Source organism: Bifidobacterium anseris (genome assembly GCF_002860345.1).
Lineage (GTDB): Bacteria > Actinomycetota > Actinomycetes > Actinomycetales > Bifidobacteriaceae > Bifidobacterium > Bifidobacterium anseris.
Genome location: NZ_NMYC01000001.1, coordinates 594,115 through 620,868, shown reverse-complemented (window position 1 = coordinate 620,868; position 26,754 = coordinate 594,115). Strand labels below are relative to the sequence as shown.

Sequence of the window (26,754 nt, the reverse complement as noted above, 5' to 3'; positions counted from 1 at the left end):
ACCGTTGGTTGAGTCGGCCGATTCAACCAACGGTGTGTGTGAAAAATGGATGTCGGCGCCGTCTTGTGGTCCGGATGCCTGTAGCGTGAATGGCGAAAGGAGCGAAGACGATGAATCAGACAACGATCGGCGCGTTCATCGCCGAGCGCCGCAAGGCGAAGAACCTGACCCAGCTGCAGTTGGCGCGCAAATTGAACATCACCGACCGCGCGGTCTCAAAATGGGAGACGGGCAAGAGCTTGCCCGACGCGTCCATCATGTTGCCGCTGTGCGCCATATTGGGCATCACGGTGAACGAACTGCTCAGCGGTGAGGAGCTGACGAACGAGGACGCGGGACGCAAGGCGGACGAGAACCTGCTCGCGCTGCGACGCAAGGGCGAGCGCGCCGTGCACTGGAACCGCGTCACGGCGATCGCGCTTTCCGCGCTGATGCTCGTGGGCATGCTGACCTGCCTGATCTGCGATCTGTCGACATCGGGGACGCTCACATGGTCGCTGATCCCCGTCAGCTCCATCCTCTACGCGTGGATGGTCATCGTGCCGGCGATGCTCATGCGAGGCAGTGGCCTGTACGTCGCTCTGGGCGCGTTGACGGCGTTCACGATTCCGTATCTGTTCGTGCTCAGCCGTCTGCTGCATGTCGGGCGCGTGCTGTCGATCGGTGCCGCGGTGTCGATTCCCGCGTTCGTGCTCCTGTGGGCGGCGGCCTTCGTCTTGCGGACATATGGCGGGCGTCGTCGGCTGATTGCGTGGGGCGTCTTCTGCGCACTGGCGGCGTTGCTTGAAATTGCCATCAACCTCATCCTGTCGCATATGCTTGGTGAGCCGGAGTTCGAGATCTCGGATGCCCTCACCATCACATTCCTGCTGCTCGTATCGGGCGGCTGTTTCGTCCGTTATGCCGTTACGAGGAGATCCACGGCTGGATGATCGGATATTGTGAAGGGTGCGTGACCGACGTTGTCTGCGCGCCCTTCACACATGCAGTGATGGCTGCCGTCGACGGCCGAGCTTTCTGGTGAGACATGTCGTCGTGGAAATGAGACGGCGGCGATCGGGCTTCGGGTGTTGCCTGATAATCGTATCGCACCGTAAGACGGTTTCCGCCGAGGAGAGGGGGCACCCGATGATGATCAGGGAAGCGAACGAAGAGGATCTTGATGCGTTGCTCGAACTGTATCTTGATCTGCACGAGCGGTCGGTTCCGGAGCATGACGAACGATTGTGGGATGCATGGGCGCGCATCCTCGCCGATCCCGACCACCATCTCATCGTCTGCGAGGAGGACGGGCGCATCGTCTCCTCATGCGTGTGCGTCGTCATCCCGAACCTGACACGCGGAGTGAGGCCATATGCGTTCGTCGAGAATGTAGTGACGCAGGCGGACGCGCGCGGCCGTGGCTATGCGACCGCGTGCCTCGACCATGCGCGTATGCTTGCGCGGAGGGCTGGCTGCTACAAGATGATGCTGCTCACCGGATCCCATGACCCGGAGACGCTCGACTTCTATCGCCATGCCGGTTACAACAGCACCGACAAGACCGCCTTCATCCAGTGGCTGTAGGGCGTCGCAACTTCCGGGCAGCGTGGTTCTTTTCCCGGTGAGCCGATCATCCCACCGAATCCAGCAATGCCGCGATTTGTTCGGCATCGCTCAATGGCGCGATGACGCGGCTGTCGAGCGCGAGCGAATGCAGGATGCGCAGTTCCCGGTTCCTCCGCTCTTCAAGGCAGGCGATGTATCCCTCGTATCCGCGCAGTCCATGCGCTTCGCCATACCCCTGTGATGTGTGGTAGTCGATGACGGCGTTGAGCCAGCCATCGCCGCGTTCGTTGCGAACGCCGTCGATTGCGGCGCGCGCGTCCGGCTCGTCGATGTAGACGACCGTCGGACGCAATGGTTCGATGATCGCCGCGATCTCGCTGATATAGCGTCGTGATTCGTCTTCGTCCATGCCGAAGCGCATCATCGTCTCGCACATCGGGTTCTGCAGCAGGATGCAATTGAACACGTAGACCGTATCAGGTCTGACGTGGGCGGCGAACGTGCGCCATGCATCGAGTATCGTGGCGCGTTCCGTCGCGAAATCGGGGAAGTCGTAGTCGCCGACGTCTGCGGGATGGCTTGTGGCTCCCTCGTCGACGCAGACGACATCCCTGCCGCGCGCCCGCAGATCGGCGGCGATCATCTCGGCAGTCGTGCTCTTTCCGCTGCCCGGCAGACCTTCGACGATGATCAGCCGGGTGTGGGTGTCCTGTGTATCCATGGCGTCATGCTACAGCGTCGCATGTATCCGAAAGGGGAAAGCATGCGGCGATTCGTGCATATGTCGTAGTGAAAGGCGCGTGTGCGCATGCTGCCGTCCGATTTATCGTCGTCGGCCTTGCGGATCTCCTGCCCGAACCGTGGTTCTGCGAGGAGAATCCGTTCGCGATGTTGTGCAATCCGCGTACTGCTTCCGGCCAGTCGCGTATCTCTTGGATTATGCGATGGCTGTCATAGGCTCGGTATCCGAGCGCGCATGCTTGCTGAACGCCATCGGTAACACAAGCGGGCGTATACGGCGTCTACTAGTGCAAGTTCGTCCACGATTCCTCGATGATTGGTGTCACCGCTAATCAGCGACCGGTCGTCGAGGATAATCGACCGGTCACTGAGCAATGGTTGTGGTAGCGGATGCCGGCTCGCTAGTCTGATGTCATTTCGATGCGGTTGTGCAACCGCGCGGAAGAGTGACATCATACCACTGAAGAGAGTAATCAGAGAAGAAATCCACGACACGAATGTTGACTGCCCTATGCGTGTCAGGAGACCGGCACGCTGAGCTATGACGGAGGATGTGTGAATCATTGACGGTACGACTCGTCATCAGTGGGAGATCTGCTGACGGCGCTTGAGATAATCGTTCATCGTGCGCACATTGCTGCGGAACACGACGCCGCAGATCGCGCAGATGATGAGCGTCACCACGAGAATCATCACAATCGTCGAGATGACGGCCCAGACGCCGTATTCGCGCGGAATCCAGCCGATCCACCATGCGATGCACGTGTAGATGATCGTGCCGGGGACGATGGCGACGATGAGCTTGATCCAGGTGGCGAGCCGGTCGCTGACCCAGATGATGGCGGGCGCGCCGAATGCGATGCCGATGACGAGTGTGGCCACGAACTGCTTCACCAGCATCGAACCGGTACTTCCTCCCATGATCATGCCGACGATACCCGAAAAAAGCGAGCCGATGAATGAGGCGATGCCGATGCCCGTTGCGGTGTATATGGCGAGCGTCTTTCCGATGGATGGATTGGAGTTGTTCATGATTATCCTTTGTGTTGAGTGAGGGTATATCTGAGGAGCTCTGTGGCGGGATGAGAGGACGGCTCTTACATGCCGAGTGCCCGTTTGAACGCGCGCAGATACCGGCGTGAGATCCATTCCTCCGAGCCATCGTGCATGCGCACGCTCATCGCGCCGCCGAAGCCCGGTTCTATGCGGTCGATGGCATGCAGATTCACAATCGCGGATTTGCTGATGCGGATGAAATCATTGCCAAGCGTGTGCTCGAGTTCATACAGTCGACTGTGCGAGGTGAGCGTGCCTTTCGCGGTCACGAGCTGTACGGTGCCCTTGTCCGTGCGTGCGATGTACACGTCGGGGGCCTGCACGATGATCGCACTGCCTCCCTGCATGCCGATGACCGCGTTCTTCAGTGCCTGCTCCTGCTCGATGATCGTGGAATCGGCGCCGATCGAGGCAAGCAGTGCGACCGCATGGTCAAGTTCCGGCGATGCGGACCTGGCCGCTATGCGCGCCTGTTCCTTGGCGATGGTGGGTCGCATGGTCAATTCGACTCGCATCATGCTCCTTCGTGCGATAAGTGTCTGAGTGTGTGTATGTATTCAGCCTAACGTTGCGCTCGGCAGATTTTGGGTCAACACAGGTGAACGGTTGCTCTGGGCGTGTGAGTGGTCAGATTGTTCGGCCGGCTGCAAGGTGATGGCAATCGAGCGCTGCCTGCAAATCGGCTCAGGCCGTAGAGAAATCAACCGGTAGTGCACCCGAGGCTCATTAGGATGAAACACATTCATGGAGTGAGGAGAGTCAGGCATGGCGGACACGAAACAACAGCGGCTGCAGAAACTGGCCGAGGGCAGTGGCGTCTTCGGATACGACCACCACATGCGGCTGCATGCGCTACGCACGGCGAATGGTGTGGCCGTGATCCTGCTCGGATTCGCAATCGGTCACTTCCTGATGCTGCTGCCGCAGCACAACAGCGCGGACATCGACGAGATCATCAAAGGGCTCGACCGTGCAATCGGCATCATGACGAAGGAACTCGTGGACCTGCCGGAGAATCAACGGCACCCGGAATCGTTCATTGTGGAAGTACTCGGTGTGATCGTCGGATGCATCATTCTCAGACACACGCAGCGTCAGGATGACGATTATGTGGCGACGTTCCACCGCATCGAGCAGTTCTACACGCCCGCACAACGCCGTCGTTACCGTGTGCGCGGCTGGCTGTCCGCGCTCGCGGGTGCGTTGGTGATCGCCATCGCGCACCTATTGCTGGCGGTGTTCGCCGTGAATTGTCCGAGTGCACTCGTGCAGGCACTGTCCATGCTCAGTGTGGCGGTGGGCGTGTGGCTGCTCATCCATGGATTCGACATGGCGGGGCGCACCAATCTCTTCTCCTATAATTTCCGCGCACTCAGACACGTGAACATCTATGAACTCGGCCTCAACCAGGATGCCGATGAGCGCGAGCGGCTCATCGGCGAGAAGCGGCTCTCGAGCATCTACTCGTCGATCAAGACGTTTGCGGTGATCCTCGCCGTTCTCGCGGCATTCGCGCTGTACTATCTGCCCACGCTGCACACCGTGTATTTCTGGGTGCCGATTGCAGCCGTGTACATCATCGCCGCGATCTGTGAGGTGTTTGTGATGCGCGCGGCGCGCCGCAAGTACGAGCCCGACTTCGACTAGTCTGCTTCGGGTAATGGTGATTGACGGTCCGTGGTCGGCTGCCCATGTTCGGCGGTGGCGCGCTTGAGACAGGCGATGAACGCCTGCGGCAGTTCCGGCGCCATCGTGAGGATGATTCGTTCTACGGGTATCTTGAGGTCGCTCGCTCCACGATAGGCCATCATGCTCAGGATGCTACCGGTGGCGCTTTCGAAGACGATGCGTGCGCTGACTTCATCCACCTTCTTGTCCGGGAAAAGACGTGTGATGATGACGGGCAGCATCTGCATCATCGCTGCCTTCACCTCGCGTTCCACCAGTGATGCATTCGGTCCGTTGAGCAGCCGGCACAGCATGTCGATGTACTCGCTTCTCATCGACACCCGTTCTTTGACTATCGCGTCCAATTGCCTGTTGGCGTTGTCCGGGGCGTTGCCGGCGGTGAGGAACGACAGCAATGCTAGCGGTAGTTCATACGGAAGCGCCCGTTCGAGCGCGGCATCGGCGAGTTTGTCGATGTTGTCGGAATAGTAGTAGAACGTGCTGCGGTTGCAGTGGCAGTCCTCGGTGAGCTCGCGCACGGTGATCTTGTCGACGGACTGCGTGATGAGTCGCGTGAGCATCGCTTGTTCGAGACGATTCTGCACATTGTCTTCCGGACTGTTCCTGCGCGGCGTGATGCTGCGCGGCGAAGGGTTCCTTGCGATTGGCGTGGATCTGCTCGTTCTGTGCGGGTTCTTGCTCGTGTTCTTTGTACTGGGGGCACTCGGTTTTCGCAAAAAACATGCTCATAAGCACACGGAACCGAGCATCCGCTAGCTTCGCTACTGCGGTGAATGCCGCCCGTTGGCGCGGGGCCTGCGGTCTGCTATGGAAACCCATAGGTCCCACGCCAACGGGCAGCATGTGTGTAGCGCTGTCGGCGACTGCCGAATCGATGTTGCGCACACCCACGTCGAACAGCCGGATCAGCGCATCGACTGGAAGTCGGGTGCGGTAGGTCCCATGCTCGCAACGTATGGGATGTACGTGTAGGCTTGCGTCTTGCGTGTCTGAAATGGGTTCGTAATCGTCCGGTCATCGCGCATGTGCCGTTTACGGGTAGCGTGTGGACTCGAATATGCCGATCCGAATCCTTGGAGGAGTTCCATGAAACCGGTGATTGCGGTGATGCCGCTCGTTGACGACGCTCGTGACAGTTACTGGATGCTGCCCGGGTATTTCGATGCGTTACGGCAAGCAGGTGCGCTGCCGTTCATGCCGGCGTTGACGCGCGACGCCGACGAGATCGAGCAGATCTTCTCGATGTGCGATGGCCTCCTGCTGACTGGCGGCCATGATGTGCACCCTATTCGTTACGGGCAACAGCCGCGTTATCCGGACATGGAGTTCAGCGAAGCGCGCGACGAGATGGAATTGCGGCTGCTTGCGCTTGCGCTTGCCGCCGATAAGCCGGTGTTCGGCATATGCCGCGGATTGCAGATCATGAACGTGTTCTTCGGCGGCACGTTGTATCAGGACCTTCCCCACGAGTTCGATTCCGATGTCGACCATCATCAACGCCCGTCATACGACCGCACCGTCCATGATGTACGGGTGGTGCAAGGCAGCCCGTTGCATGATGTGCTTGCCGCGACGCTGGGGGAGGATGGTGTGCTACCCGTAAACAGCTACCATCATCAGGCGGTCCGTAAACTTGGTGAGGGACTGCGGCCGATGGCGATCAGCGAGGACGGGCTTGTCGAAGCGGTCTATGCTCCCGCTAGCACGTTCGTTCAGGCGGTGCAGTGGCATCCGGAGTTTCTGCATGGCAGCGACGAGGCTAGCCGGCGCATCCTGAGAGCCTTTACGGGAGCCTGTAGTTGACATGCTCCCTGCGCTCATGGAAGCAGGCTTATGTAAGCGTTGCACATACGAGCGCAGGGAGCATGTTCCTATTTCGCGTCGAGCAGCACGGTGCCCTGCGGCGGATTGTGGTCGATTGCGCCGACGACGCGATGCGGCGTGTACGGTTCCTCGAGGTAGGCGATCTCCTCCGGCGTGAGCGCCACGTCGAGCGCGGCCGCGGCGTCGGCGAGATGCGAGGCCTTCGTGGCGCCGACGATGGGTGCGGCGACGCTCTTCGCCCACAGCCATGCGAGAGCGATCTGTGACATCTTGACGCCGTGCTTGTGCGCGAGCTCATTGACGCGCGCGATGATGCGCATGTCGTCACTCTTGGCGTTGTCGTATTTGCCGCGCAGCACCGGGTCGGTCTCGCTGCGCAGTGTGTCCGCGTCCCATGTGGGGCGCGTCAGGTGGCCGCCGGCGAGCGGCGAGTACGGCATCAGCGAGACGTTCATCTGCTTGCAGATCGGGATGAGCTCGCGCTCGTCTTCGCGATACAGCAGGTTGTAGTGGTCCTCCATCGTCTGGAACTGTGCCCAGTTGTTGTCGCGCGCGGCGATCTGCATCTCGAAGAACTGGTATCCGTACATCGCCGACGCGCCGATCGCGCGCACCTTGCCCTGCTCGATCAGATCATTGAGCGCTTCCATCGTCTCCTCGATCGGCGTGTCGTAATCGAAGCGATGGATGATGTACAGGTCGAGATAATCGGTGTCGAGTCGCTTGAGCGTGCCGTCGATCTCGTGATGGATTGCCTTCGAGGAGAGGCGTCCGGGGTTGAAGTAGACCTTCGAGGCGATGACGACCTTGTCGCGCTGCGTGGATTTGCGCAGCGCATTGCCGAGGTACTCCTCGCTCGTGCCCTTCGAGTAGACGTTCGCCGTGTCGAAGAAGTTGAGGCCCATGTCGAGCGCTTCGGCCACGACAGCGTCGGTCCCGTCCTGGTCGAGCGTCCACTGATGCATCGAGCCCGGCTCGCCGAAACTCATGCATCCCACGCAGATCTTGGACACCTTGATGTCCGTGTTGCCCAATGTCGTGTATTGCATCGCGTCTCCTTAGCTGATGATGAGTCTGAGATGAGCTTTGCTGATGTCGATTCCGTCACCGATGTCCGACGTAGTCGCGCGCGCCGGCGATCAGACGACCGACGCCGTCGACGACGAGGTCGGCGCGCGTGCCAAGGTTCATGCGCACGAAGCGTTCGCCGTTGACGCCGTAGATGCCGCCGTATGAGAGCGCGAGCCCGGTGTGTTCGCGCAGATAGTCGCAGAAGCGTTCGGCGGTCGTGTCGCCGGCCTCGTCGAGCAGCCGCGAGCAGTCGATCCACAGCAGGTAGGTGGCGTCGGACGGCGCCGGCGTCAGGCCGGCGGCGTGCGCGGCGAGTTGTTCTGCCGCGTAATCCTTGTTGCGCTGCACGACGGCGTTGAGCCGACGGAGCCAGTCGGCGCCGTCGGTGTAGGCGGCGATGAGCGTCTGGACCGCGAAATCGTTCGGCTCGGCGACCTCGTCGGTGTTGACGCCGCGCACGGCGCGTGCACGGAGCCCCGCGTCGTCGGCGAAGAAATACGCGGAATGTAGGCCGGCCGTGTTGAACGCCTTCGACGGCGAGGAGCAGGTCACGCTGATGCGGCGGTTCGTCTCGCTCGCCGCCGCGAACGGCGTATGCGTCATGCCAGGACGGATGACGTCGCAGTGGATCTCGTCGGAGACGACGGTCACGTCATGCTTCGCGCACAGTTCGCCGATGTGCGCCAGATCCTCCCGACTCCAGACGTTGCCGGTCGGGTTGTGCGGGTTGCAGACGATCATCAGGCGCGCCAGCGGGTCGGCGAGCTTCTCCTCGAGGTCGTCGAAATCGATTGCATAGCGGCCGTGCTCGTATTTCAGCGGATTGGTCAGCACGCGACGGCCGTTGTTGACGATCGAGTTCGTGAAGATGTTGTAGACGGGCGGCTGGATGACGACCTTCTCCGCCACGTTCGTCAGCGAGCGCACGAGCGACGAGATCGCCGGCACGACGCCCGAGACAAAGGTGACGTGCGCCGGGTCGACGTCCATGCCGTACTGCCGCCCCCACCATTGTGCGACCGCACGCATGAACTCGGCGGGGACGTCCGTGTAGCCGAAGGTACCGTTCTCGACGCGTTTGGCGAGCGCCTCGCGGATGGCGGGTGCTGTGCGGAAGTCCATGTCCGCGACCCACATCGGCAGTTCGCCGCTTGCGACGTCCCATTTCATCGAGAAGATGCCGTCGCGGCTCACCTCGTCGTCGAATCCGCTCACATGTTCAAGTGCTGCGCTCATGTCGTCGTCAATCCTTTCGCTGTGTGCTTGTCGTTCGTCGTCCGGCATCGCTCAGGCGCGCTTGCCGACGGCCGCGCCGAGCTCGTCGCCGTCGCGCGTGAGCAGGTGGACGGCGCTCGTGTCGATGTTCTTGTCGTTTTGGACGATCTCGCCGAAGTCGGCCGCGCGGATCGTGCCGGAGACCGGGTTGACGACGCCGTCGATGCGCGTCGTCACGTCGGCGTCGACGTCCGTGCAGTATTCGAACGAGCGCGTCGTGTCAATCAGTCGGCAGTTGCGCAGCGTGAGCTCGTCGACGTAGCACAGGCCTTGCAGGCTCTGGATTGTGCAGTTCTCGAAGGTGATGTTCCTCGTGTTCCATGCCAGGTATTCGCCGGCGATGAACGAGTTCCGCACGACGACGTTCTCGCAGTTCCAGAACGCGTCCTTGCACATCAGGCGGGCGTTGTCCACCCTGACGTCGCGGCAGCCGTCGAAACAGTAGTTGCCGGTGAGCTGGAAGTCGCCGATGGTCAGATGGTCGCTGTCCATGCCGAAGTAGTCACCGTTGGCGACGACGTGCCGCAGCGTGACGTTGCTGCAATGCCAGAGCGTCTCCGCGGCGTTCGTGAATGCGACGTTGTCGAGCACGACGTCGTCGTTCCTGCGGAACTCCTTGGGTGCTTGGATCGTGCAGTCGGTGAAGCGCATGTGCTTGCTGTACCAGAACGCGGCGTGTGCGTCGAACTCGAAGAGCGTATCGTGCACGTCGACGTTGTCGGAGTACCACAGCGGGTACTTCCAGCGGAACACGCTATGGTTGACGGTGATGTCGCGTGATTCCTTGAGCGGGGATTCGCCGTCCTCGAACACGCAGTCGGTGATGAGCGCGTCGTGTTGGGCGAACAGCGCACGTTCGCCGGTGAGTTTCTGTTCGCGGATTTCCTGCATCGTCCTGTCTTTCGTTCATTGATGGACCGCGCGTCGCGCAAGGCCGTTGGGTTGTCGACTGCGGCTCATTGTAGGAGGGCGCCGCGGGGCGCACAATCATGTTCGCCGATGAACCGATTCGAAATCGTGTGGTCGGTCATTCGCGGCGCGCATATCGTCGCCGGCGAGGCGTGAGGGACGTGGCATCAGTTGCGGGGGAGCGTAGGAAATGTCGGAGCAACGGAGATCAATGGAACAACGACAATCGACGGAACGACGAAATCGCCGAACAAACAAAAGGACGCCGCCCGCAGCGGGTGCGGACGGCGTCGTGGGAGGAATGCGCGGGCGCGCGTCTCACTTCGGTTGCTTCGGCGTCGAGAGGAACCGTTCCTCGCCGGGCAGACAGAGGTTGAGGATGACGGCGACGACGAAGGCGACGGCGATGCAGTTCGATGCGAAGATCGACTGGAACAGAGGAGGGAAGTGCTCGAAGATGCTCGAGACCTGCGTGAAGCCGATGCCGATCGTCAGCGACAGCGCGGCGATCGTGATGTTGCGCTGCGTGTAGCCGGCGTCGGAGATCATCTGGAAGCCCGAGAGGATGATGTTGCCGAACATCATGATCGTGCAGCCGCCGAGCACCGCCTGCGGCATCGAATTGAAGACCTCGGAGATGGCCGGCACGAAGCTCGCGAGGATGAGCAGCACGCCGCCGGAGAGGATGACCTTCCTGTTGACGACCTTCGTCATCGCGACCAGGCCGATGTTCTGCGCGAAGGACGTCAGCGGCAGGCATCCGAAGACGCCGGAGACCGACGAGATCAGGCCGTCGCCGGCGATCGCGCCGGAGGTCTCGCGCTGCGTGGGCTTGCGGTCGAGACCCACCTTCGTGAGCGCCGCCGTGTCGCCGAGCACCTCCACGGAGGAGACGACGTAGAGTAGGCCGATCGAAATGATCGCGCCCCAGTCGAACTCAGGCTTGAACGGCATGAATGAAGGCACGCTCACTACCTGAAGATGCTGGAAGCCAGAGAAGTCGACCTTGCCGAAGAAGATCGCCACCACATAGCCGATGAGCAGGCCGAAGAGCACCGACAGCTGCTTGGCGGTGCCCTTCATGCACAGCTGGAACACGAGGCAGGCGACGAGCGAGATCAGACCGAGTGTGAGGTTCTGCCAGCTGCCGAAGTCCTTCGCGCCGGCGCCGCCGCCGAAGCTTTCGGCGCCGACCGACAACAGGGAGAAGCCAATCGCGGTGACGACGATCGCCGAGACGATTGGCGGGACGAAACGCTGCCAATATTTCGCGGTCAGGCCGAGCGCAACCTCGAGCAGGCCGCCGACGATGACGGCGCCGACGACGGCGTCGTAGCCCTGATGGGAGACGATTGCGATGGCGGCGGCCACATAGGTGAAGGAGATGCCGGTGACCATCGGCAGGCGCGAGCCGAAACGCCACACGCCGTAGAGCTGCAGGCACGTGCCGAGTCCGGCGACGAGCAGGCCGGACTGGATGATCTTCGCGGAGTCGGCCGCGGACATGTTGCCTGCGGCGGCCACGAGGAAGATCGGCGCGAGGTTGGCGACGAACATCGCGAGCACATGCTGCAGGCCGAACGGTATGCCCTTCCAGAAGGAGACCGGCGCGTCGAGGCTCGAGAGCGTCTCGAAGGAGACGCCGGAGCGCTTCGCCTCACGCCGTTCCTCGGCGGGCGTGGCCGTGGCCTCGTCGCGTTTGAGCTCGTCGGTCTCGAAGGTGGATTCGAGACGGTCATTCGGAGCATCGGATTTGCCGACAGGGGAATTCATGGGACCTCCGGGAAATGCGTCGGCCGGCCCATGCGTGACATGGGCCGGCCTCTGTGCGGAATGGAACGACAATCACAGTAGGCGCCGTCTCGTTACGGGAAGGAAACAACCGCACGATCGGCGCGACTGTGTGCGCGAAGGCGCGGCGGCACGACACCTATGTGTTCGCCGTGGGTGAAAACGGATGTCAGGCGCGGAAGGTGACCGAACCGGTCTCGGCGTCCATCGCGTCGATGATCGCGAGCGAATCGAGGTCGTAGCCCTCGGCGCGCAGGCCGTCGCCGCCGCCCTGAAAACCCTTCTCGATCGCGATGCCGATGCCTTCGACGGTCGCGCCGGCGTCCTCGCACAGCTCGATGAGGCCGGCGAGCGCCTGCCCGTTCGCGAGGAAGTCGTCGATGATGAGGATGTGGTCGCCCGCGTTGAGGAACTTCTTCGAGACGATGACTGGGAACTCCTTCTGCTTCGTGAACGAGAAGACACGCGTCACGTACTGGTCGCCGTCGAGGTTGATCGACTGCGCCTTCTTCGCGAACACGACCGGCACGTCGCCGAAATGCTGCGCGGCGATGCAGGCGATGCCGATGCCGGACGCCTCGATCGTCAGGATCTTCGTGATCGTCTTGCCGGCGAAATGCTTGGCCCACGCGGCGCCCATCGCGTTGAACAGCGCGACGTCGCACTGGTGGTTGAGGAACGCGTCCACCTTGAGCACGTTGCCCGGCTTGACCGTTCCCTCTCGCGCGATGCGCTCCTCAAGTTCCTTCATTTGTACGTCCGCCCTTTCATCCGGTGTGTCTGTGAGTACGTTCGTGCGCGCCGCGCCGATCGGACACGGCGGCGCAAACGTCGGCTGGTGATGGCGATTCAGCTTACGCCGTGCAAATGACGAGGACGCCTGCGCTACGGGTAGCGCACGCTTACGGGTAGCGCACGCTTACGGGTAGTTCGATCTTCTATATCTATGTCTCTAATCTCTTATGTATGCGTCCCCTCACCTTGTATGGGAAGTGCGCTGTTACGGGAGGCGCGTGGTCCTTGCCGAGGCGTGCGGCGCCGGCACGGCGACTGACCAAAGCGTGTGCTAAAAATGAAAGCCGGTTTTCGCCAAGTGCCACCCGTAACGAGTGGGTGAAGCGCCGTGTGTGATGCGCACGACCGATGCCGACCGTAACGGAAACCACCCATCCGTAGGGGCGTCGCCCGGGACGCAGACGCGCGGCCTCCGGGGCGGGCATGGCGAACACATGCGAACGCAGGCAACGAAAGGACACGACAGTGCACAACGATCCGGAAGTCATCGTCCGCTCGCCGCAGGAACTCGTCGGCGACCTCAACGAGCAGCAGGCACAGGCCGTGCAGTTCCGGGGTCCCGCGCTGCTCATCGGCGCGGGCGCCGGATCCGGCAAGACGCGCGTGCTGACGCGCCGCATCGCATGGATCCTCACCCAGTTCGGCGCATGGCCGAGCCAGATTCTCGCGATCACGTTCACGAACAAGGCCGCCGCCGAGATGCGCGAACGCCTGTCGGCGCTCATCGGTCCGGTCGCGCAGCGCATGTGGGTCTCCACGTTCCACTCCGCATGCGTGCGCATCCTGCGTCGCGACGGAGAACGGATCGGCCTGAAATCCGGGTTCACGATCTACGACACCGCCGACTGCGAACGCCTCGTCAAACTCATCGCCACCGACTTCAACATCGACATCAAGCGCTACACGCCGCGCCAGATCCTCGCGCGCATCTCCGACTACAAGAACAACCTCACCGGCGTGCGTGAAACACTCGCCCAGTACGCGCCCGACTTCCGTCCCGGCACGCGCGGCTTCCGCATCGGACGGGTCGGCAACGTCGAGGAGATCTACGCGATCGTCTACGCCGAATACCAGCACCGGCTCGCACTCGCGAACGCCGTCGACTTCGACGACCTCATCGCGCGCACCGTCGAACTGCTGCGCACGCAGCCGGACGTCGCCGAATACTACCATCGCAAGTTCCGCTACATCCTCGTCGACGAATACCAGGACACGAACCACGCGCAGTACGTGCTTGTACGCGAGCTCGCCGGCGTCGACTCCGGCGAGCGTCCCGCGCCCGACGCGCCCGGGGTCGGCCGTCAGGGACCGGCGTGGATCACCGTCGTCGGCGACTCCGACCAGTCGATCTACGCGTTCCGCGGCGCCGACATCAGCAACATCCAGGACTTCGAACAGGACTTCCCGGACGCGCGCACAATCATGCTCGAGCAGAACTACCGCTCCACGCAGACGATCCTCGACGCCGCGAACGCCGTCATTGCGCACAACGAGGGACGCAAGCCGAAGAAACTGTGGACGGCCGCCGGTAAGGGCGCGCCGATCACCGGCTATGCCGCCGACACCGCGCAGCTCGAGGCGCACTGGATCGCCCACGAGATCCGCCGGCTGCATCAGGAGGAGGGGCTGCGCTACTCCGACATCGCCATCATGTACCGGGCGAACGCGCAGTCGCGCTCGCTCGAGGAGGGGCTCATCCAGGCGCATGTGCCCTACCAGCTTATCGGCGGCACGAAGTTCTACGAACGCCGTGAGGTCAAGGACGCGCTCGCGTATCTGCAGGCGATCGTCAACCCGGCGGACGGCATCAACATGCGCCGCATCCTCAACGTGCCCAAACGCGGCCTCGGCGCACGCGCAGAATCGATGGTCACGGCTTGGGCGGACGAGCGTGGGCTGACCTTCTGGCAGGGCGTCGAACAGGCCGAACGGATCGAGGGGATGACGACGCGCACGCTCAACCCGCTCAGGCGTTTCGCCGCGATGATGACGCAGCTGCGCGCCTTCGCCGCCGAGCACGACCGGCAGCCCTCGCAGGTCGTCGCCGAGGTGCTTGCGCAAAGCGGCCTGCTTGAGGAGCTGCGCAAGTCGACCGACCCGCAGGACCAGTCACGCGTCGAGAACCTGTCGCAGCTGCAGTCGGTGGCCGCCGAATACGAGCAGAACACGCCCGATGCCACGCTCGCCGGCTTCCTTGAGACGACGGCGCTCGTCGCCGACTCCGACCAGCTGCCCGACGAGGCCGAGGACAGCGGCAAGGTCACGCTGATGACGCTGCACACGGCGAAGGGACTCGAATACCCGGTCGTCTTCCTTACCGGCATGGAGCAGGGCACGTTCCCGCACTCGCGCGCGATGGAGGACACGAGCGAGCTGAGCGAGGAACGGCGTCTCTCGTACGTCGGCATCACGCGTGCCAAGCGTCGCCTGTATCTCACGCGCGCCGCCGTGCGTGCGCAGTGGGGCAGGGCGAGCGAGATGATGCCGAGCCAGTTCCTCGACGAGATTCCTGACGGCCTCATCGACTGGAAGCGCCGCGAGGCCGGCGTCGAACGCATGCGCTCCGGCTGGGGGCATGCCGCCGGCGGCTCGCGCGGCCGCGACGACTGGGAAGAGGGTCTCGACGAGTTCGGCGGCTGGGACGACGATTTCACCGAACCGTCCTATGGCGGTTCGTCCTATGGAGGTTCGTCCTCGTATGGCCGTTCCTCCTACGGCTCATCGTCCTATGGTTCCTCCTACGGCTCGTCATCCTCGTATGGCTCGTCGTCGCGCGTGCGTTCCTCCGATGACGCCGCGCCGCGCTTCGGCTCGGCCGCGCGCGAGCGATCCTCGTCGTCCTCGTCGTCCACGTCGGGCGGCGCACACTTCAGCTACGGCGTGAGCTCGTCGCCGTCGTCGCGTTCGTTGCGCTTCGGTTCGGCGGCATCCTCCCATTCGTCATCGTCGCGTTCGGGGAAGGTGACGACGCGCAGGACGTCGCCGAAGCCGGCGTCGTCGCTCGATAAGGACAACCGTCTCGACATCAACGACTTCCGCGTCGGCGACAAGGTGTCGCACGACAGCTTCGGTCTGGGCACCGTGCTTGAAACGCAAGACAAGGGCCGCAACTCGATCATCACCGTCGACTTCGGCTCCGCCGGCGTCAAGCGGCTCATGCTGCGCGTCGCGCCGATCGAGAAGCTCTGAGGCGCGGCGGGGCGGCGCGCGTCGTTCGTCCATGGCTGAGGTGTACAATCGTCGATTGGTGCCGTCTCGAGTGGGATGGCATCGTCTGGAGCCTTGGCCCATCAGCGGATCGGCGGTCCCGCACGGGATCGTTCGTGCTTGCACGGCGAAGCGCTGGAGAGGCTGGCTCGCATGGCGTGGGACCCACGCCGTGTTCCGTTCAGACAACGACAGAACAAAGAAGGATACAAACCAATGACGAACGTTCAGCGTTCCCGCCGTCAGGTGCGCCTCTCGCGCGCCCTCGGCATCGCACTGACCCCGAAGGCTCAGCGCATCTTCGAAAAGCGTCCGTATGCCCCTGGTGAGCATGGCCGCACCCGTCGCCGCGCCGAATCCGATTACGCGGTCCGTCTGCGCGAGAAGCAGCGTCTGCGCGCCCAGTACGGCATCTCCGAGAAGCAGCTGCGCGCCGCCTACGAGAAGGGCACGCACACCGCGGGCCAGACCGGCAACGCGATGCTGACCGATCTCGAGACCCGTCTCGACGCCCTCGTGCTGCGTGCCGGCATCGCCCGTACGACCGCGCAGGCCCGCCAGTTCGTGGTGCACCGCCACATCCTCGTCGACGGCAACATCGTCGACCGCCCGTCCTACCGCGTCAAGCCGGGCCAGACCATCCAGGTCAAGCCGAAGAGCCAGACGATGGTCCCGTTCCAGATCGCCGCCGAAGGCACGCACCGCGACGTGCTGCCGCCGGTCCCCGGCTATCTGGACGTCAACCTCGCCCAGCTCAAGGCGACGCTGACCCGCAAGCCCGAGGCGGAGGAGATCCCGGTGCAGGTCAACATCCAGTACGTGGTCGAATTCTACGCCCGCTGATCTGGATTCACGTACTGTAAATCGATACAGTATAAGGACATACAGCGCAAGGCCCCGCGATGCAGATCGCGGGGCCTTGCGTGTTGTCGCAACAGGGGAGTGGACGGCGTCAGGAGGAGAACGCGGCGCTGACGATGCCGCTGACGATCGACATGATCAGCGAGCCGAGCACCGCCCACAGGAAGCCGTCGATCGTCACGCCGACGTCGAACAGGCTGATCGCGAGCCACGAGGCGAGCTCCATGAACAGCCAGTTGATGACGAGGGCGAGCAGCCCGAAGGTCAGGATCGAGAACGGCAGTGCAAGCATCTGCACGACCGGCTTGATCGATGCGTTGAGCAGTGCCATGAACAACGAGAACGCGGCGACGCCGAGGATCGGGGGATGTCCGACGACGTGCATGCCGGGCAGCAGCACGACCATGACGCCCGCGGCGATCGTCAGGATCGCCCAGCGAATAAGAAAATCACGCATGAGCCGATTATGGCAGCCAAGTGCGATAATCGGTAACCATGATCCTTCATCTGCATCTCGTCCGCCACGGACAGACCCTCTTCAACCGATACAACCGCCTGCAGGGATGGTCGAACTCGCCGCTGACCGACGCGGGGCTCGACGACGCGACGCATGCCGGTCAGCTGCTCGCCGACGTCGACTTCGCCGCCGCCTACTGCTCGGATACGACTCGCGCGCAGGTCACCGCCGAACGCATCCTCGATGTCAACACGGCCCACGGGCACACGCGTCCGACGCTGATCAGCGACATGCATTTCCGCGAACAATGCTACGGCTACTACGAGGGACAGGACATGGACATGGCGTGGCTCGCCGCCGGCGGTCCGCACGGGGCGCCCACCTACAACGCGATCGTCGAACGCTACGGCGTCGCCGCGACCCGCGACTTCCTCAAGGAGGCCGACCCCTTCCACGACGCCGAATCGGACGACGAATACTGGCGGCGCATCGCCGGCGGCTACGCGCTCATCGCCGCGAACCCGCACCTTGAAGACGGCGACCACATCCTGCAGATCTCCCATGGCAACACGCTGCTGAGCCTCATGCAGCGCTTCGCGCCGGAGGGCTATGACCTGAGCGAGCGGCCGGCGAACGGATCGGTCAGCGAATTCGATCTGGACACGGACGCCGACTTCGCCTCGGCGCTCGCCGTCATCTCCTACAACCGGCGCTGATCACCCCGTCTGGGCGATTGGGTACCCTGATGCGGGTAGGAACAACGCGTCGTGACATGCACGTCGTAACAGGAAAGAGGTGCACGAGAACATGGGTGCTGGAGAAATTGCTGGTCTGATCGCGGCGATAGCCTTCGCTGTGCTTGCCGGATTCCTGATCTATCCGCTGATCCGCCTCGGCAAGCTGTTCGACCAGCTCGCCGACACCGTCAAGGAGACCGGCGACCACGCGCTGCCCGCGCTCGACGAGGGCGTGACGACGGTGCAGCAGGTCAACAAGTCGCTCGCCGACGTCAACGAGATCTCGTCGGCCGCCTCGAGCACCGCCAACAACATCGGCGCGCTGACGAACCTGTACGGATCCTTCCTCGGCAAGCCGATCATCAAGCTCGCCTCGACCTTCTACGCGTTGAGGACCACGGCGCGCTCGTTCATGAACAAGGGCCAGCAGCCGGCGCAGGACGCCAAGACCGCCACCGCAACCAAAGGGGAGTGACCCATGCGCAAACGTCTACTGTGGATCGCGCTCGGCATGATCGCCGGCGTCATCGCCGTCAGCAAGGCCAACGCCTACGTGAAGGCCAACACCCCCGACAAGGCGCGTCAGTTCCTGCTCGGACCTGATCAGGAACACGTCGGCATGCGCACGCTGCAGGGACTCATCACCGAGTTCACCGACGTGCGCCGCGCCCGCGAGGCGGAGCTCAACAGCCGCTACATGGACCGCCTTTCGTAGGGACGCCCGGCCGCACGCTGCATACGACACCCGCATGGGTTTTGCACACGGACATGCGCACGTGCGCGGCCCATCGCTCGCGTTGGCGTTGGCATTGCCGATGCCGGCCGTTCGTTGTAGTCTGTAGTCTTTCAAGTTTTTCATATCATCCATCGCTTTCATCCATCCATGGACATCCAAGTACGTAAGGAGCCGCAAGCAATGCGCACCGCGGAGATCGCCCAGCGATATCTCAACTACTTCAAGAAGCAGGACCACCTCATCGTGCCATCCGCCTCGCTCATCTCGCCGAACCCGACGACGCTCTTCACGATCGCCGGCATGGTGCCGTTCATCCCGTACCTGATGGGCGAGCAGACGCCGCCGAGCCACCGCATGGCCAGCAACCAGAAGTGCGTGCGCACGCTCGACATCGACGAGGTCGGCAAGACGACGCGCCACGGCACCTTCTTCCAGATGCTCGGTAACTTCTCCTTCGGCGACTACTTCAAGGAGGAGGCGATTCACTACGCCTACGAGCTGCTGACGACCCCGGTCGAGCAGGGCGGCTACGGATTCGACGTCGAGAAGCTGTGGTTCACCACCTTCACCGACGACGACGAGGCGCGCGCGATCTGGAAGAACGAGGGCGTCGACCCTGAGCACATCCAGATCCTGGGCATGGAGGACAACTTCTGGACGACCGGCGGCCCCGGCCCCGGCGGCCCGTGCTCCGAGATCTACGTAGACCGCGGCCCCGAATACGGCAAGGAGGGCGGCCCGATCGCCGACGAGAACCGCTACATCGAGATCTGGGACCTCGTCTTCGAGAACTACATGGTCGACAACGTCAAGTCGAAGACCGAACTGCACATCGCCGGCGAGCTCAAGCACAAGAACATCGACACCGGCGCCGGCCTCGAACGTCTCGCCTACCTGCTGCAGGGCAAGCAGAACATCTACGAGACCGACGAGGTCTTCCCGGTCATCGAGGCCGCCGAGAAGCTTTCGGGCATCAAGTACGGCGAGGACAAGGACGCTGACGTCAAGATGCGCGTCGTCGCCGACCATGTGCGCTCCGCCCTGATGATCATGAGCGACGGCGTGCGTCCGAGCAACGCCGGCCGCGGCTACGTGCTGCGCCGCCTGCTGCGCCGCACGATCGAGGCGATGCGCGTGCTCGGTGTCACGACGCCGGTCATGCCCGAGCTGCTGCCGGTCTCCGAGGCCGCGATGGAGCCGAACTATCCGGAGCTCGCGAACACCTTCCACGACGTCTCCGAGGCCGCCTACGGCGAGGAGGACGCGTTCCGCCGCACGCTGACGAACGGCATCGAGATCTTCGACATGGCCGTGAACAAGGCGAAGGCGCAGGCCGGCAAGGACGACGCGCAGCCGGTTGTCTCCGGCGACGCCGCGTTCACGCTGCACGACACCTACGGCTTCCCGATCGAACTCACACTCGAGATGGCGGCCGAGCAGGGCGTCAAGGTGGACGAGGAGAAGTTCCGCGAGCTCATGAACGAGCAGAAGTCCCGCGCCCGTCAGGACGCGCTCAAGAAGCGCCACAACGTGGACCTGAGCGAATACGACGACTTCAAGAACAAGCTCGAGGCGCCGATCGAGTTCCTCGGCTACACCGACATGACATCGCGCAGCCGTGTCCTCGGCATCATGATGGAGGGCGTCGGCGCCGTGCCGGCCGTCTCCGCGCCGGCGACCGTCGAGGTCATCCTCGACCGCACGCCGTTCTACGCCGAGGCCGGCGGACAGCTCGCCGACCAGGGCGACATCGTCTCCGACGACGGCGCCGTGCTCGAGGTCGACGACGTGCAGAAGCCGATCAAGGACCTCATTGTGCACCAGTGCCGCCTTGTCGAGGGCACGCTTGTTGTCGGCGCCGAAGTGACCGCCGAGATCGACATTGAACGCCGTGGCGCGATCGCCCGTTCGCACACCGCGACGCACATCGTGCACAAGGCGCTGCGCGAGGAGCTTGGCCCGCAGGCGACGCAGCGCGGTTCCGAGGACGCCCCGAACCGTCTGCGCTTCGACTTCCAGTGGCCGAAGGCGCCGACAAAGGAGCTGATGAGCGCTGTCGAGGCGCGCGTCAACGACCGCGTGCGCGACAACCTGCACGTTTCGACGCAGGAGATGAAGTTCGACGATGCGATCGCGCTCGGCGCGATGCATCTGTTCGGCGAGAAGTACGGCGATGTCGTGCGCGTCGTCACAATCGGCGACGACGGCTGGAGCCGTGAGCTGTGCGGCGGCACGCACGTCGACTTCGCCGGCAAGATCGGCCTGGTCAACATCATGTCCGAAGCCTCCGTCGGCTCCGGCGTGCGCCGCGTCGACGCGCTCGTCGGTCAGGGCGCCTACGACTTCAACGCCCGCGAGCACGCGCTCGTCTCGCAGCTGTCCGACACGCTCAACGCGCGCCCCGACGAGCTCGCCGAACGCGTCAACACGCTGCTCGCCAAGCTCAAGGACTCCGACCGCCGTCTGGCGGCGATGTACGAGGCACAGCTCGCCGCGTCCGTCCCGCAGATCGTCGAGGATGCGAAGGGCTCCAATGCGCCGATAGTCGTGGCGGCGAAGAACGTCGGCCACTTCGGTTCCTTCGACGTGCTGCGCAAGACCGTCATGGACATCCGCAACCGTCTGGGCGACGACCGCCCGGTCGTCGTGGCGCTCGCCGGCGTCAACGAGGACGATAAGCCGATGGTCGCCGTCGCGACGAACGAGGCGGCCCGCAAGGAAGGCATCAAGGCCGGCGACCTCGTGCGCGGCGCATCGAAGATCCTCGGCGGCGGTGGCGGCGGCAAGCCGGACTTCGCCCAGGGCGGCGGCTCTGACGCGTCGAAGGTCGACGACGCCGTTGCGGCGCTCATCAAGGACGCGCGCAAGGGCTGAGCCTTCGCCACATGGTCTGGTTAGGCATCGATCTAGGAAATGCCCGGGTCGGACTCGCGCTGTCCGACCCGGAGCTGACCTTCGCGCACCCTGCGGGCAACGTCACCGTGCACGGTGACTATTTTCAGGCATTCGATGACGTCCTCAACGTCATCGAGGACGAGCACGTCGAACGCGTCGTCGTCGGCCTGCCGTTGCAGATGGACGGCACCGAGGGTGCGAGCGCGAAGAAGGCGCGCCGGTGGGCGAAGTCGCTCGACAGGCGGCTCGCGGCCGAAATGGAAGACGAACTGTCCGGCATCGACTGGATGCCTGATATTATGCTCGTGGATGAACGCCTGACGACGGTCGACGCGCATCGTCTGCTGTCCGCCGCGCAGCTGGGCACCCGTCGGCACCGCGCCGTCGTGGACCAGCAGGCGGCGGTGACGATCCTGCAGACGGCGTTGGACGGACGTCGCGCCGACGCGCACGGTTCAGAGGAGTGAGAGTGCCTGAGGATTTGCACGATTTTTTCAGCGACGACGCATGGGATGACGGCACCGGAGCCGACCATCCCGCCGCCGGGGGCGACGAGACGCCACGGCCGCCGAAGCCGCCGCATTCGCGCCGCGATATGCGCCGGCACCGCAAGCGCAAGCGCCGCAAGCGGTTCATCGTCGTCATCGCATCGATCATCGTCGTCGCGCTGTGCATCGGCGTCGGCGTCTTCGCCGTCGGCAAGGTCAAGCAGTGGCGTCGCAGCACGCTCGCCGACACGGCGGTCGTCGACGACTACCCAGGGCCGGGGGAGGGCGACGTCGCCTTCACCGTCGAGTCCGGACAGGGCGTCGCCGAGATCGCCGAAGGCCTGCAGCGCGCGGACGTCATCAAATCGGTCGACGCGTTCACGTCCGTCGTCGCAAGCAACTCCTACACGCTGTATCCGGGCACCTACGAGCTCAAACGCCACATGAAGGCGTCGGCCGCCGCGAAGATCCTCTCCGACGAGGGCAACGCGAAGGGCTTCGTCGAGGTGCGTCAGGGCGAACGCCTCGACGACGTGCTCAAGACGGCCGCCGAATCCTCCGGCATCGAGCTCAAGGAATTCGAGGACTACGCGTCCGACGCCACGAAGACCGGCCAGATCCTGCCCGCCTGTGCGAAGGGCGAGCTCGAGGGCTGGCTCGAACCCGGCGTGTACAACATCGGCGAGAATCCGACACCTGCCTCGATCCTGCAGCAGATGGTGCAGGCGAGGATCGAGAAGCTCAACGAGCTCGGCGTACCCGAAGGCGACCAGCGCGAACGCATCCTGATCATCGCGTCGATCGTCGAGGCCGAGGTCAACTCGCAGGAGTACTACGGCAAGGTCAGCCGCGTCATCGAGAACAGGCTCAAGGACGACATGCCGCTCGGCATGGACTCGACGGTCGCCTACGGATTCAAGATCAAAGGCACCGAGCTGACGAACGAGCAGCTCAACGACGGCTCGAACCCCTTCAACACGCGCGTGAACAAGGGGCTGCCTCCGACGCCGATCTCCAACCCCGGCGACGACGCGATCCAGGCGGCGATGCACCCCGAGGACGGCGACTGGCTGTACTTCGTGACGACCGACCTGAAGACCGGCGAGACGAAGTTCACGTCCAACTATGACCAGTTCGAGCAATACGTGCAGGAGTACAAGGCCAACAACGAGCACGCGAACTGACCGGTTCGGGTGCGCGCCCGCGCCCGAACGCTTGCGTCCGAACCTCAGACGAGCGTCGCAAGCACGGCGAACAGCCCCGCCGCGACAATCACCGGCACGAATGGCGCCCTGACATCGATGCCGGGGCGCCGTTTCGTATACCGGGACCACGCCGCGAGCCACGGCATGCCAAGCGCGGCCATCCCGAGCCACCACAGCACGAAGGCGGCTGGGCCGAACACGCCGACGGCGCAGCCGACGAGCGCGCTCGCCGTGACGTCGCCGAAGCCGAGCGAGCCAGGACGCACGAGGGCGAACGCGAGCTGGATCCCCGCGCCGCACAGAAGACCGGCGCACGCGCGCAGCGGCGCGGCCGGATCGGCGCCGAGCCACGCCAGTAGCACGCATGCGAGCAGCTGGATCGCGATCCCGGTCATGATCAGCCGCCGCGGGACCGTGCGCCGCCTGAGGTCGGTCACGCACGCCGCGATTCCACAAAGCAGTCCCGGAAGGCAGCAAAGGTACGGCATACCGTTAAGATAGTCACAGTTTTCCCACGGACCAAAGGAGTTGGCATGTTGCGTTGGCAGACCGCCGGTGAATCCCACGGCGAGGCGCTCGTCGCGATGATCGAGGGCGTCCCCGCAGGAGTGAAAATCGCGTTGGACGACATCCGGGGGGCGCTCGCCCGGCGCCGTCTCGGCTACGGCCGCGGCGCGCGCATGAAGTTCGAGCAGGACCAGGTGCGCATGCTCACCGGCGTGCGCTTCGGCAGCACGCTCGGCTCGCCGATCGCGATCGAGATCGGCAACACCGAATGGCCGAAATGGACCGAGGTCATGAGCGCCGACCCGCTCGACCACGAGCTCGCGCGCGAAGGCCGCAACGCGCCGCTGAGCCGTCCGCGTCCGGGCCACGCCGACCTGACCGGCATGCGCAAGTACGGCTTCGACGACGCCCGTCCGGTGCTCGAACGCTCGAGCGCGCGCGAGACGGCGTCGCGCGTCGCGCTCGGTGAGGTGGCGCGCCAGTTGCTCGAACAGGTGGCCGGCGTGCGCACCGTCAGCCACGTCGTCTCGATCGGTGGTGTCGGCGTCGACGATCCGACGACGATGCCGCTGCCGACGCCCGACGACGTCGACATGCTCGATGCGTCCCCGGTGCGCACACTCGACAAGACGGCCGAGGCGCGCATGGTCGCCCGCATCGACGAGGCGAAGGCGAACGCGGACACGCTCGGCGGCGTCATCGAGGTGATCGCCTACGGCATGCCCGCCGGCGTCGGCACCTATGTGGAATCCGACCGCAGGCTCGACGCGGCGCTCGCCTCGGCGCTCATGGGCATCCAGGCGATCAAGGGCGTCGAGATCGGCGACGGCTTCCTCGAGGCGATGCGCCCGGGCTCGCAGGCGCACGACGAGATGGTCGCCGGCGCCGACGGCCGCATCGAACGGCTGACGAACCGCGCCGGTGGCATCGAAGGCGGCATGTCCAACGGGCAGCCGATCCGTGTGCGCGCCGCGATGAAGCCGATCCCGTCGATCCCCAAGGCGCTGCGCACCGTCGACGTGACGACCGGCGAGGCGGCGCAGGCGATCAACCAGCGTTCCGACAGCACGGCGGTGCCGGCGGCGGCCGTCGTCGCCGAGGCGATGGTCAGGCTCACGCTCGCCAAGTATTTGCTCGAGAAGTTCGGCGGCGACAGCGTCGACGAGACGCGCCGCAACATCGAGTCGTACCTCGCCTCCTGGCCCGAGCACATGCGCTGAGCGCGCGGAGGGACGGCCATGGCAAGGCACAGCAGACACGGCGCCGGCGCGCGCAGGCGCCCGGCCGCCGTCATCGTCGGCATGATGGGCGCCGGCAAGACACGTCTGGGCAAGGAGATGTCGCAGATGCTCGGCATCGGCTTCGAGGACGCGGACCAGCAGATTGAGGACGAGATCGGCATGTCGATCCCGAAGTACTTCGCCCGACACGGCGAGGCGGCGTTCCGCGACGTCGAACGGCGCGTCGTCGCTGATACGCTCGTCTCCTTCGACGGCATCTACGCGCTCGGCGGCGGCGCGCCGATGACGCCGGCGGTGCGCGAGGCGCTGCATGACTACGCCGCGCACGGCGGACGCGTCATCTATCTGCTCGCCGATCCGGCGGAGGCGATGGAACGCGCGCGCAGGGGAGGCGGACGCCCGATGCTCGACGGCGACGCCGACGCGCGCTGGATGGCGCTCTACGAGAAGCGCGACCCGATCTACAGGAAGGTGGCGAACGTAATCGTGCGCACGCACGGCATGACGCCCAAGGCAGCGGCAAGGAAGATGATCGACATGACGAACGAAGGCATCGTCCATGTGGACGGCGCGGGCATCGAACCCTACGACGTGAGAATCGGCGAGGGAGCGCTCAACCATCTGCCCGACGTGCTCGGCGAGAGGCCGGTGCGCGTCGCGCTCATCCACACGCAGTCGGTGCAGCGGCACTCCGACCGTGCGCGCGCGATCCTGCGCAAGGCCGGCTATCAGGTGAGTGACATCATGATCCCGGATGCCGAGGCCGGCAAGACCGTCCAGGTCGCCGACGGCATCTGGCAGCGGCTCGGCAACGAGGGCTTCACGCGCTCCGACGCGATCGTCGGTCTCGGCGGCGGCGCCTGCACCGATCTCGCCGGCTTCGTCGCGGCCACGTGGATGCGCGGCGTGCGCTACGTGAACTGCCCGACGTCGCTGCTCGCGATGGTCGACGCGTCCACCGGCGGCAAGACCGGCGTCAACACGCCGCAGGGCAAGAACCTCGTCGGCTCGTTCTACACGCCTGCCGGCGTGCTCGCCGATCTGCGCACGCTCACGTCGCTGCCGAACGACATCTTCATTGAAGGACTCGGCGAGGTAGCCAAATCCGGCTTCATCCGCGACCCCGAGATCCTCACGATCCTCGAGGACCACGCCGACGAACTGCGCGCCTTCGACGGCGAGACCTTCCTCGACTCGCCGCTCAAGCCGGTCGTCGCCGAGCTCATCGAACGCACGGTGCGCGTCAAGGCCCACCATGTGTCCGCCGACCTCAAGGAGGCCGGCCTGCGCGAGTTCCTCAACTACGGGCACACCTTCGGCCATGCGATCGAACAGCTTGAGCATTTCCGCTGGCGGCACGGCAACGCGGTCGCTGTGGGCATGGTCTACGCGGCCGAACTGTCCAACCTGACCGGGCACCTCGACCGGCCGACCGTCGAATACACCTACGACCTGCTCGAGCGTCTGGGGCTGCCGACCTCGTGGAACGGCGCAGATTTCGACGAGGTGCTCGCGCTCATGCACCGCGACAAGAAGGCGCGCGGCAACACGCTGCGCTTCGTCGGCCTCGAGGAGATCGGCAGGCCATTCCACCTCGACGACCCCGACCCTCAGGCGGTGCGCAAGGCCTTCGAACGGGTGCGCCAGCAGGCGTAACGCGCACGACGCCCGGCATCGTCGCGCACTATCATGGGGCTGACAACGTTTTCCAAGGAATGGAG

26 protein-coding genes are annotated in these 26,754 nt (G+C 64.1%); 15 read left to right on the top strand and 11 right to left on the bottom strand.

Annotation, left to right across the window (positions count from 1 at the left end; translation table 11 throughout):
• Positions 1-110: 110 nt before the first annotated feature.
• Entirely contained in the window at positions 111-932 is an 822-nt protein-coding gene (locus CGZ88_RS02640; RefSeq protein ID WP_026644308.1) for a helix-turn-helix domain-containing protein, read from the top strand.
• Positions 933-1,128: 196 nt separating this feature from the next.
• Positions 1,129-1,566 carry a GNAT family N-acetyltransferase gene (locus CGZ88_RS02635; RefSeq protein WP_231371358.1) on the top strand — a complete coding sequence of 146 codons (438 nt, stop codon included), beginning with the start codon at positions 1,129-1,131 and terminating at the stop codon, positions 1,564-1,566.
• Between the two features lie 46 nt (positions 1,567-1,612).
• Here the strand turns inward: CGZ88_RS02635 and CGZ88_RS02630 are convergent, their stop codons facing one another.
• The 3 genes from CGZ88_RS02630 to CGZ88_RS02620 form a co-directional block, all read right to left on the bottom strand.
• Positions 1,613-2,269, bottom strand: a complete 657-nt coding sequence (locus CGZ88_RS02630) for a P-loop NTPase family protein (RefSeq protein ID WP_101671005.1) — start codon at positions 2,267-2,269, stop codon at positions 1,613-1,615.
• Positions 2,270-2,871: 602 nt separating this feature from the next.
• Positions 2,872-3,321: a DUF3021 family protein gene (locus CGZ88_RS02625; protein ID WP_165778689.1), complete on the bottom strand. Its 450-nt coding sequence runs from the start codon at positions 3,319-3,321 to the stop codon at positions 2,872-2,874.
• Between the two features lie 65 nt (positions 3,322-3,386).
• Positions 3,387-3,860: a LytTR family DNA-binding domain-containing protein gene (locus CGZ88_RS02620; protein ID WP_231371357.1), complete on the bottom strand. Its 474-nt coding sequence runs from the start codon at positions 3,858-3,860 to the stop codon at positions 3,387-3,389.
• A 250-nt stretch (positions 3,861-4,110) separates the two neighbouring features.
• Here CGZ88_RS02620 and CGZ88_RS02615 point away from each other — a divergent pair, with 250 nt between their 5' ends.
• Complete coding sequence (locus CGZ88_RS02615; RefSeq protein WP_051198227.1) at positions 4,111-4,992, top strand: hypothetical protein; 882 nt, start codon at positions 4,111-4,113, stop codon at positions 4,990-4,992.
• On the opposite strand, the gene CGZ88_RS02610 is transcribed toward CGZ88_RS02615, so the two are convergent.
• Positions 4,989-5,552, bottom strand: a complete 564-nt coding sequence (locus CGZ88_RS02610) for a hypothetical protein (protein ID WP_133120875.1) — start codon at positions 5,550-5,552, stop codon at positions 4,989-4,991. The two genes, CGZ88_RS02615 and CGZ88_RS02610, sit on opposite strands and share 4 nt — an antisense overlap.
• 67 nt (positions 5,553-5,619) lie before the next feature.
• On the opposite strand from CGZ88_RS02610, the gene CGZ88_RS08925 reads away from it, so the two are divergent.
• Both CGZ88_RS08925 and CGZ88_RS02605 read left to right on the top strand, forming a co-directional pair.
• Positions 5,620-5,790, top strand: coding sequence for a hypothetical protein (locus CGZ88_RS08925; protein ID WP_165778688.1), 171 nt, complete (start codon positions 5,620-5,622; stop codon positions 5,788-5,790).
• Between the two features lie 330 nt (positions 5,791-6,120).
• Positions 6,121-6,837, top strand: coding sequence for a gamma-glutamyl-gamma-aminobutyrate hydrolase family protein (locus CGZ88_RS02605; protein ID WP_101671003.1), 717 nt, complete (start codon positions 6,121-6,123; stop codon positions 6,835-6,837).
• Between the two features lie 68 nt (positions 6,838-6,905).
• Here the strand turns inward: CGZ88_RS02605 and CGZ88_RS02600 are convergent, their stop codons facing one another.
• The 5 genes from CGZ88_RS02600 to CGZ88_RS02580 all read right to left on the bottom strand — a co-directional run bounded on the left by CGZ88_RS02600 (position 6,906) and on the right by CGZ88_RS02580 (position 12,655).
• Positions 6,906-7,907 (bottom strand): aldo/keto reductase, encoded by a 1,002-nt coding sequence (locus tag CGZ88_RS02600; RefSeq protein WP_101671002.1) that lies wholly within the window; start codon positions 7,905-7,907, stop codon positions 6,906-6,908.
• Positions 7,908-7,962: 55 nt separating this feature from the next.
• Positions 7,963-9,165: a MalY/PatB family protein gene (locus CGZ88_RS02595; protein ID WP_101671120.1), complete on the bottom strand. Its 1,203-nt coding sequence runs from the start codon at positions 9,163-9,165 to the stop codon at positions 7,963-7,965.
• 51 nt (positions 9,166-9,216) lie between these two features.
• On the bottom strand, positions 9,217-10,095 hold the full coding sequence (locus tag CGZ88_RS02590) for a DUF3737 family protein (RefSeq protein ID WP_101671001.1): 879 nt from the start codon (positions 10,093-10,095) through the stop codon (positions 9,217-9,219).
• A gap of 336 nt (positions 10,096-10,431) precedes the next feature.
• Positions 10,432-11,886, bottom strand: coding sequence for a nucleobase:cation symporter-2 family protein (locus CGZ88_RS02585; RefSeq protein ID WP_026644297.1), 1,455 nt, complete (start codon positions 11,884-11,886; stop codon positions 10,432-10,434).
• Between the two features lie 187 nt (positions 11,887-12,073).
• On the bottom strand, positions 12,074-12,655 hold the full coding sequence (locus tag CGZ88_RS02580; RefSeq protein WP_026644296.1) for a xanthine phosphoribosyltransferase: 582 nt from the start codon (positions 12,653-12,655) through the stop codon (positions 12,074-12,076).
• A 509-nt stretch (positions 12,656-13,164) separates the two neighbouring features.
• Here CGZ88_RS02580 and CGZ88_RS02575 point away from each other — a divergent pair.
• Together CGZ88_RS02575 and rpsD are read left to right on the top strand one after the other, a co-directional pair.
• Positions 13,165-15,888, top strand: a complete 2,724-nt coding sequence (locus CGZ88_RS02575; protein ID WP_101671000.1) for a UvrD-helicase domain-containing protein — start codon at positions 13,165-13,167, stop codon at positions 15,886-15,888.
• 234 nt (positions 15,889-16,122) lie between these two features.
• A complete protein-coding gene (gene rpsD, locus CGZ88_RS02570) occupies positions 16,123-16,749 on the top strand; it encodes a 30S ribosomal protein S4 (protein WP_024541410.1) in 627 nt (208 codons plus the stop codon).
• 109 nt (positions 16,750-16,858) lie between these two features.
• Here rpsD and CGZ88_RS02565 read toward each other — a convergent pair whose 3' ends face one another.
• The gene (locus CGZ88_RS02565) at positions 16,859-17,224 is read right to left on the bottom strand and encodes a phage holin family protein (RefSeq protein ID WP_026644294.1); all 366 of its coding nucleotides are present in this window, start codon (positions 17,222-17,224) and stop codon (positions 16,859-16,861) included.
• Positions 17,225-17,262: 38 nt separating this feature from the next.
• Between CGZ88_RS02565 and CGZ88_RS02560 the strand changes: the two genes are divergently transcribed.
• From CGZ88_RS02560 to mltG, 6 genes are all read left to right on the top strand, one after another.
• The gene (locus CGZ88_RS02560) at positions 17,263-17,940 is read left to right on the top strand and encodes a histidine phosphatase family protein (protein ID WP_101670999.1); all 678 of its coding nucleotides are present in this window, start codon (positions 17,263-17,265) and stop codon (positions 17,938-17,940) included.
• Between the two features lie 91 nt (positions 17,941-18,031).
• The gene (locus CGZ88_RS02555) at positions 18,032-18,436 is read left to right on the top strand and encodes a DUF948 domain-containing protein (protein WP_026644292.1); all 405 of its coding nucleotides are present in this window, start codon (positions 18,032-18,034) and stop codon (positions 18,434-18,436) included.
• A gap of 3 nt (positions 18,437-18,439) precedes the next feature.
• On the top strand, positions 18,440-18,676 hold the full coding sequence (locus tag CGZ88_RS02550; protein WP_026644291.1) for a hypothetical protein: 237 nt from the start codon (positions 18,440-18,442) through the stop codon (positions 18,674-18,676).
• Positions 18,677-18,877: 201 nt separating this feature from the next.
• The gene (alaS, locus tag CGZ88_RS02545) at positions 18,878-21,571 is read left to right on the top strand and encodes an alanine--tRNA ligase (RefSeq protein WP_101670998.1); all 2,694 of its coding nucleotides are present in this window, start codon (positions 18,878-18,880) and stop codon (positions 21,569-21,571) included.
• Between the two features lie 11 nt (positions 21,572-21,582).
• On the top strand, positions 21,583-22,059 hold the full coding sequence (gene ruvX, locus CGZ88_RS02540) for a Holliday junction resolvase RuvX (protein ID WP_026644289.1): 477 nt from the start codon (positions 21,583-21,585) through the stop codon (positions 22,057-22,059).
• A gap of 2 nt (positions 22,060-22,061) precedes the next feature.
• Positions 22,062-23,264, top strand: a complete 1,203-nt coding sequence (gene mltG, locus CGZ88_RS02535; protein WP_026644288.1) for an endolytic transglycosylase MltG — start codon at positions 22,062-22,064, stop codon at positions 23,262-23,264.
• A 44-nt stretch (positions 23,265-23,308) separates the two neighbouring features.
• Here the strand turns inward: mltG and CGZ88_RS02530 are convergent, their stop codons facing one another.
• On the bottom strand, positions 23,309-23,773 hold the full coding sequence (locus tag CGZ88_RS02530; RefSeq protein ID WP_026644287.1) for a prepilin peptidase: 465 nt from the start codon (positions 23,771-23,773) through the stop codon (positions 23,309-23,311).
• Between the two features lie 45 nt (positions 23,774-23,818).
• Between CGZ88_RS02530 and aroC the strand changes: the two genes are divergently transcribed.
• On the top strand, positions 23,819-25,012 hold the full coding sequence (aroC, locus tag CGZ88_RS02525; protein ID WP_101670997.1) for a chorismate synthase: 1,194 nt from the start codon (positions 23,819-23,821) through the stop codon (positions 25,010-25,012).
• Between the two features lie 18 nt (positions 25,013-25,030).
• Positions 25,031-26,689, top strand: a complete 1,659-nt coding sequence (locus CGZ88_RS02520; RefSeq protein ID WP_051198213.1) for a bifunctional shikimate kinase/3-dehydroquinate synthase — start codon at positions 25,031-25,033, stop codon at positions 26,687-26,689.
• Positions 26,690-26,754: the final 65 nt, after the last annotated feature.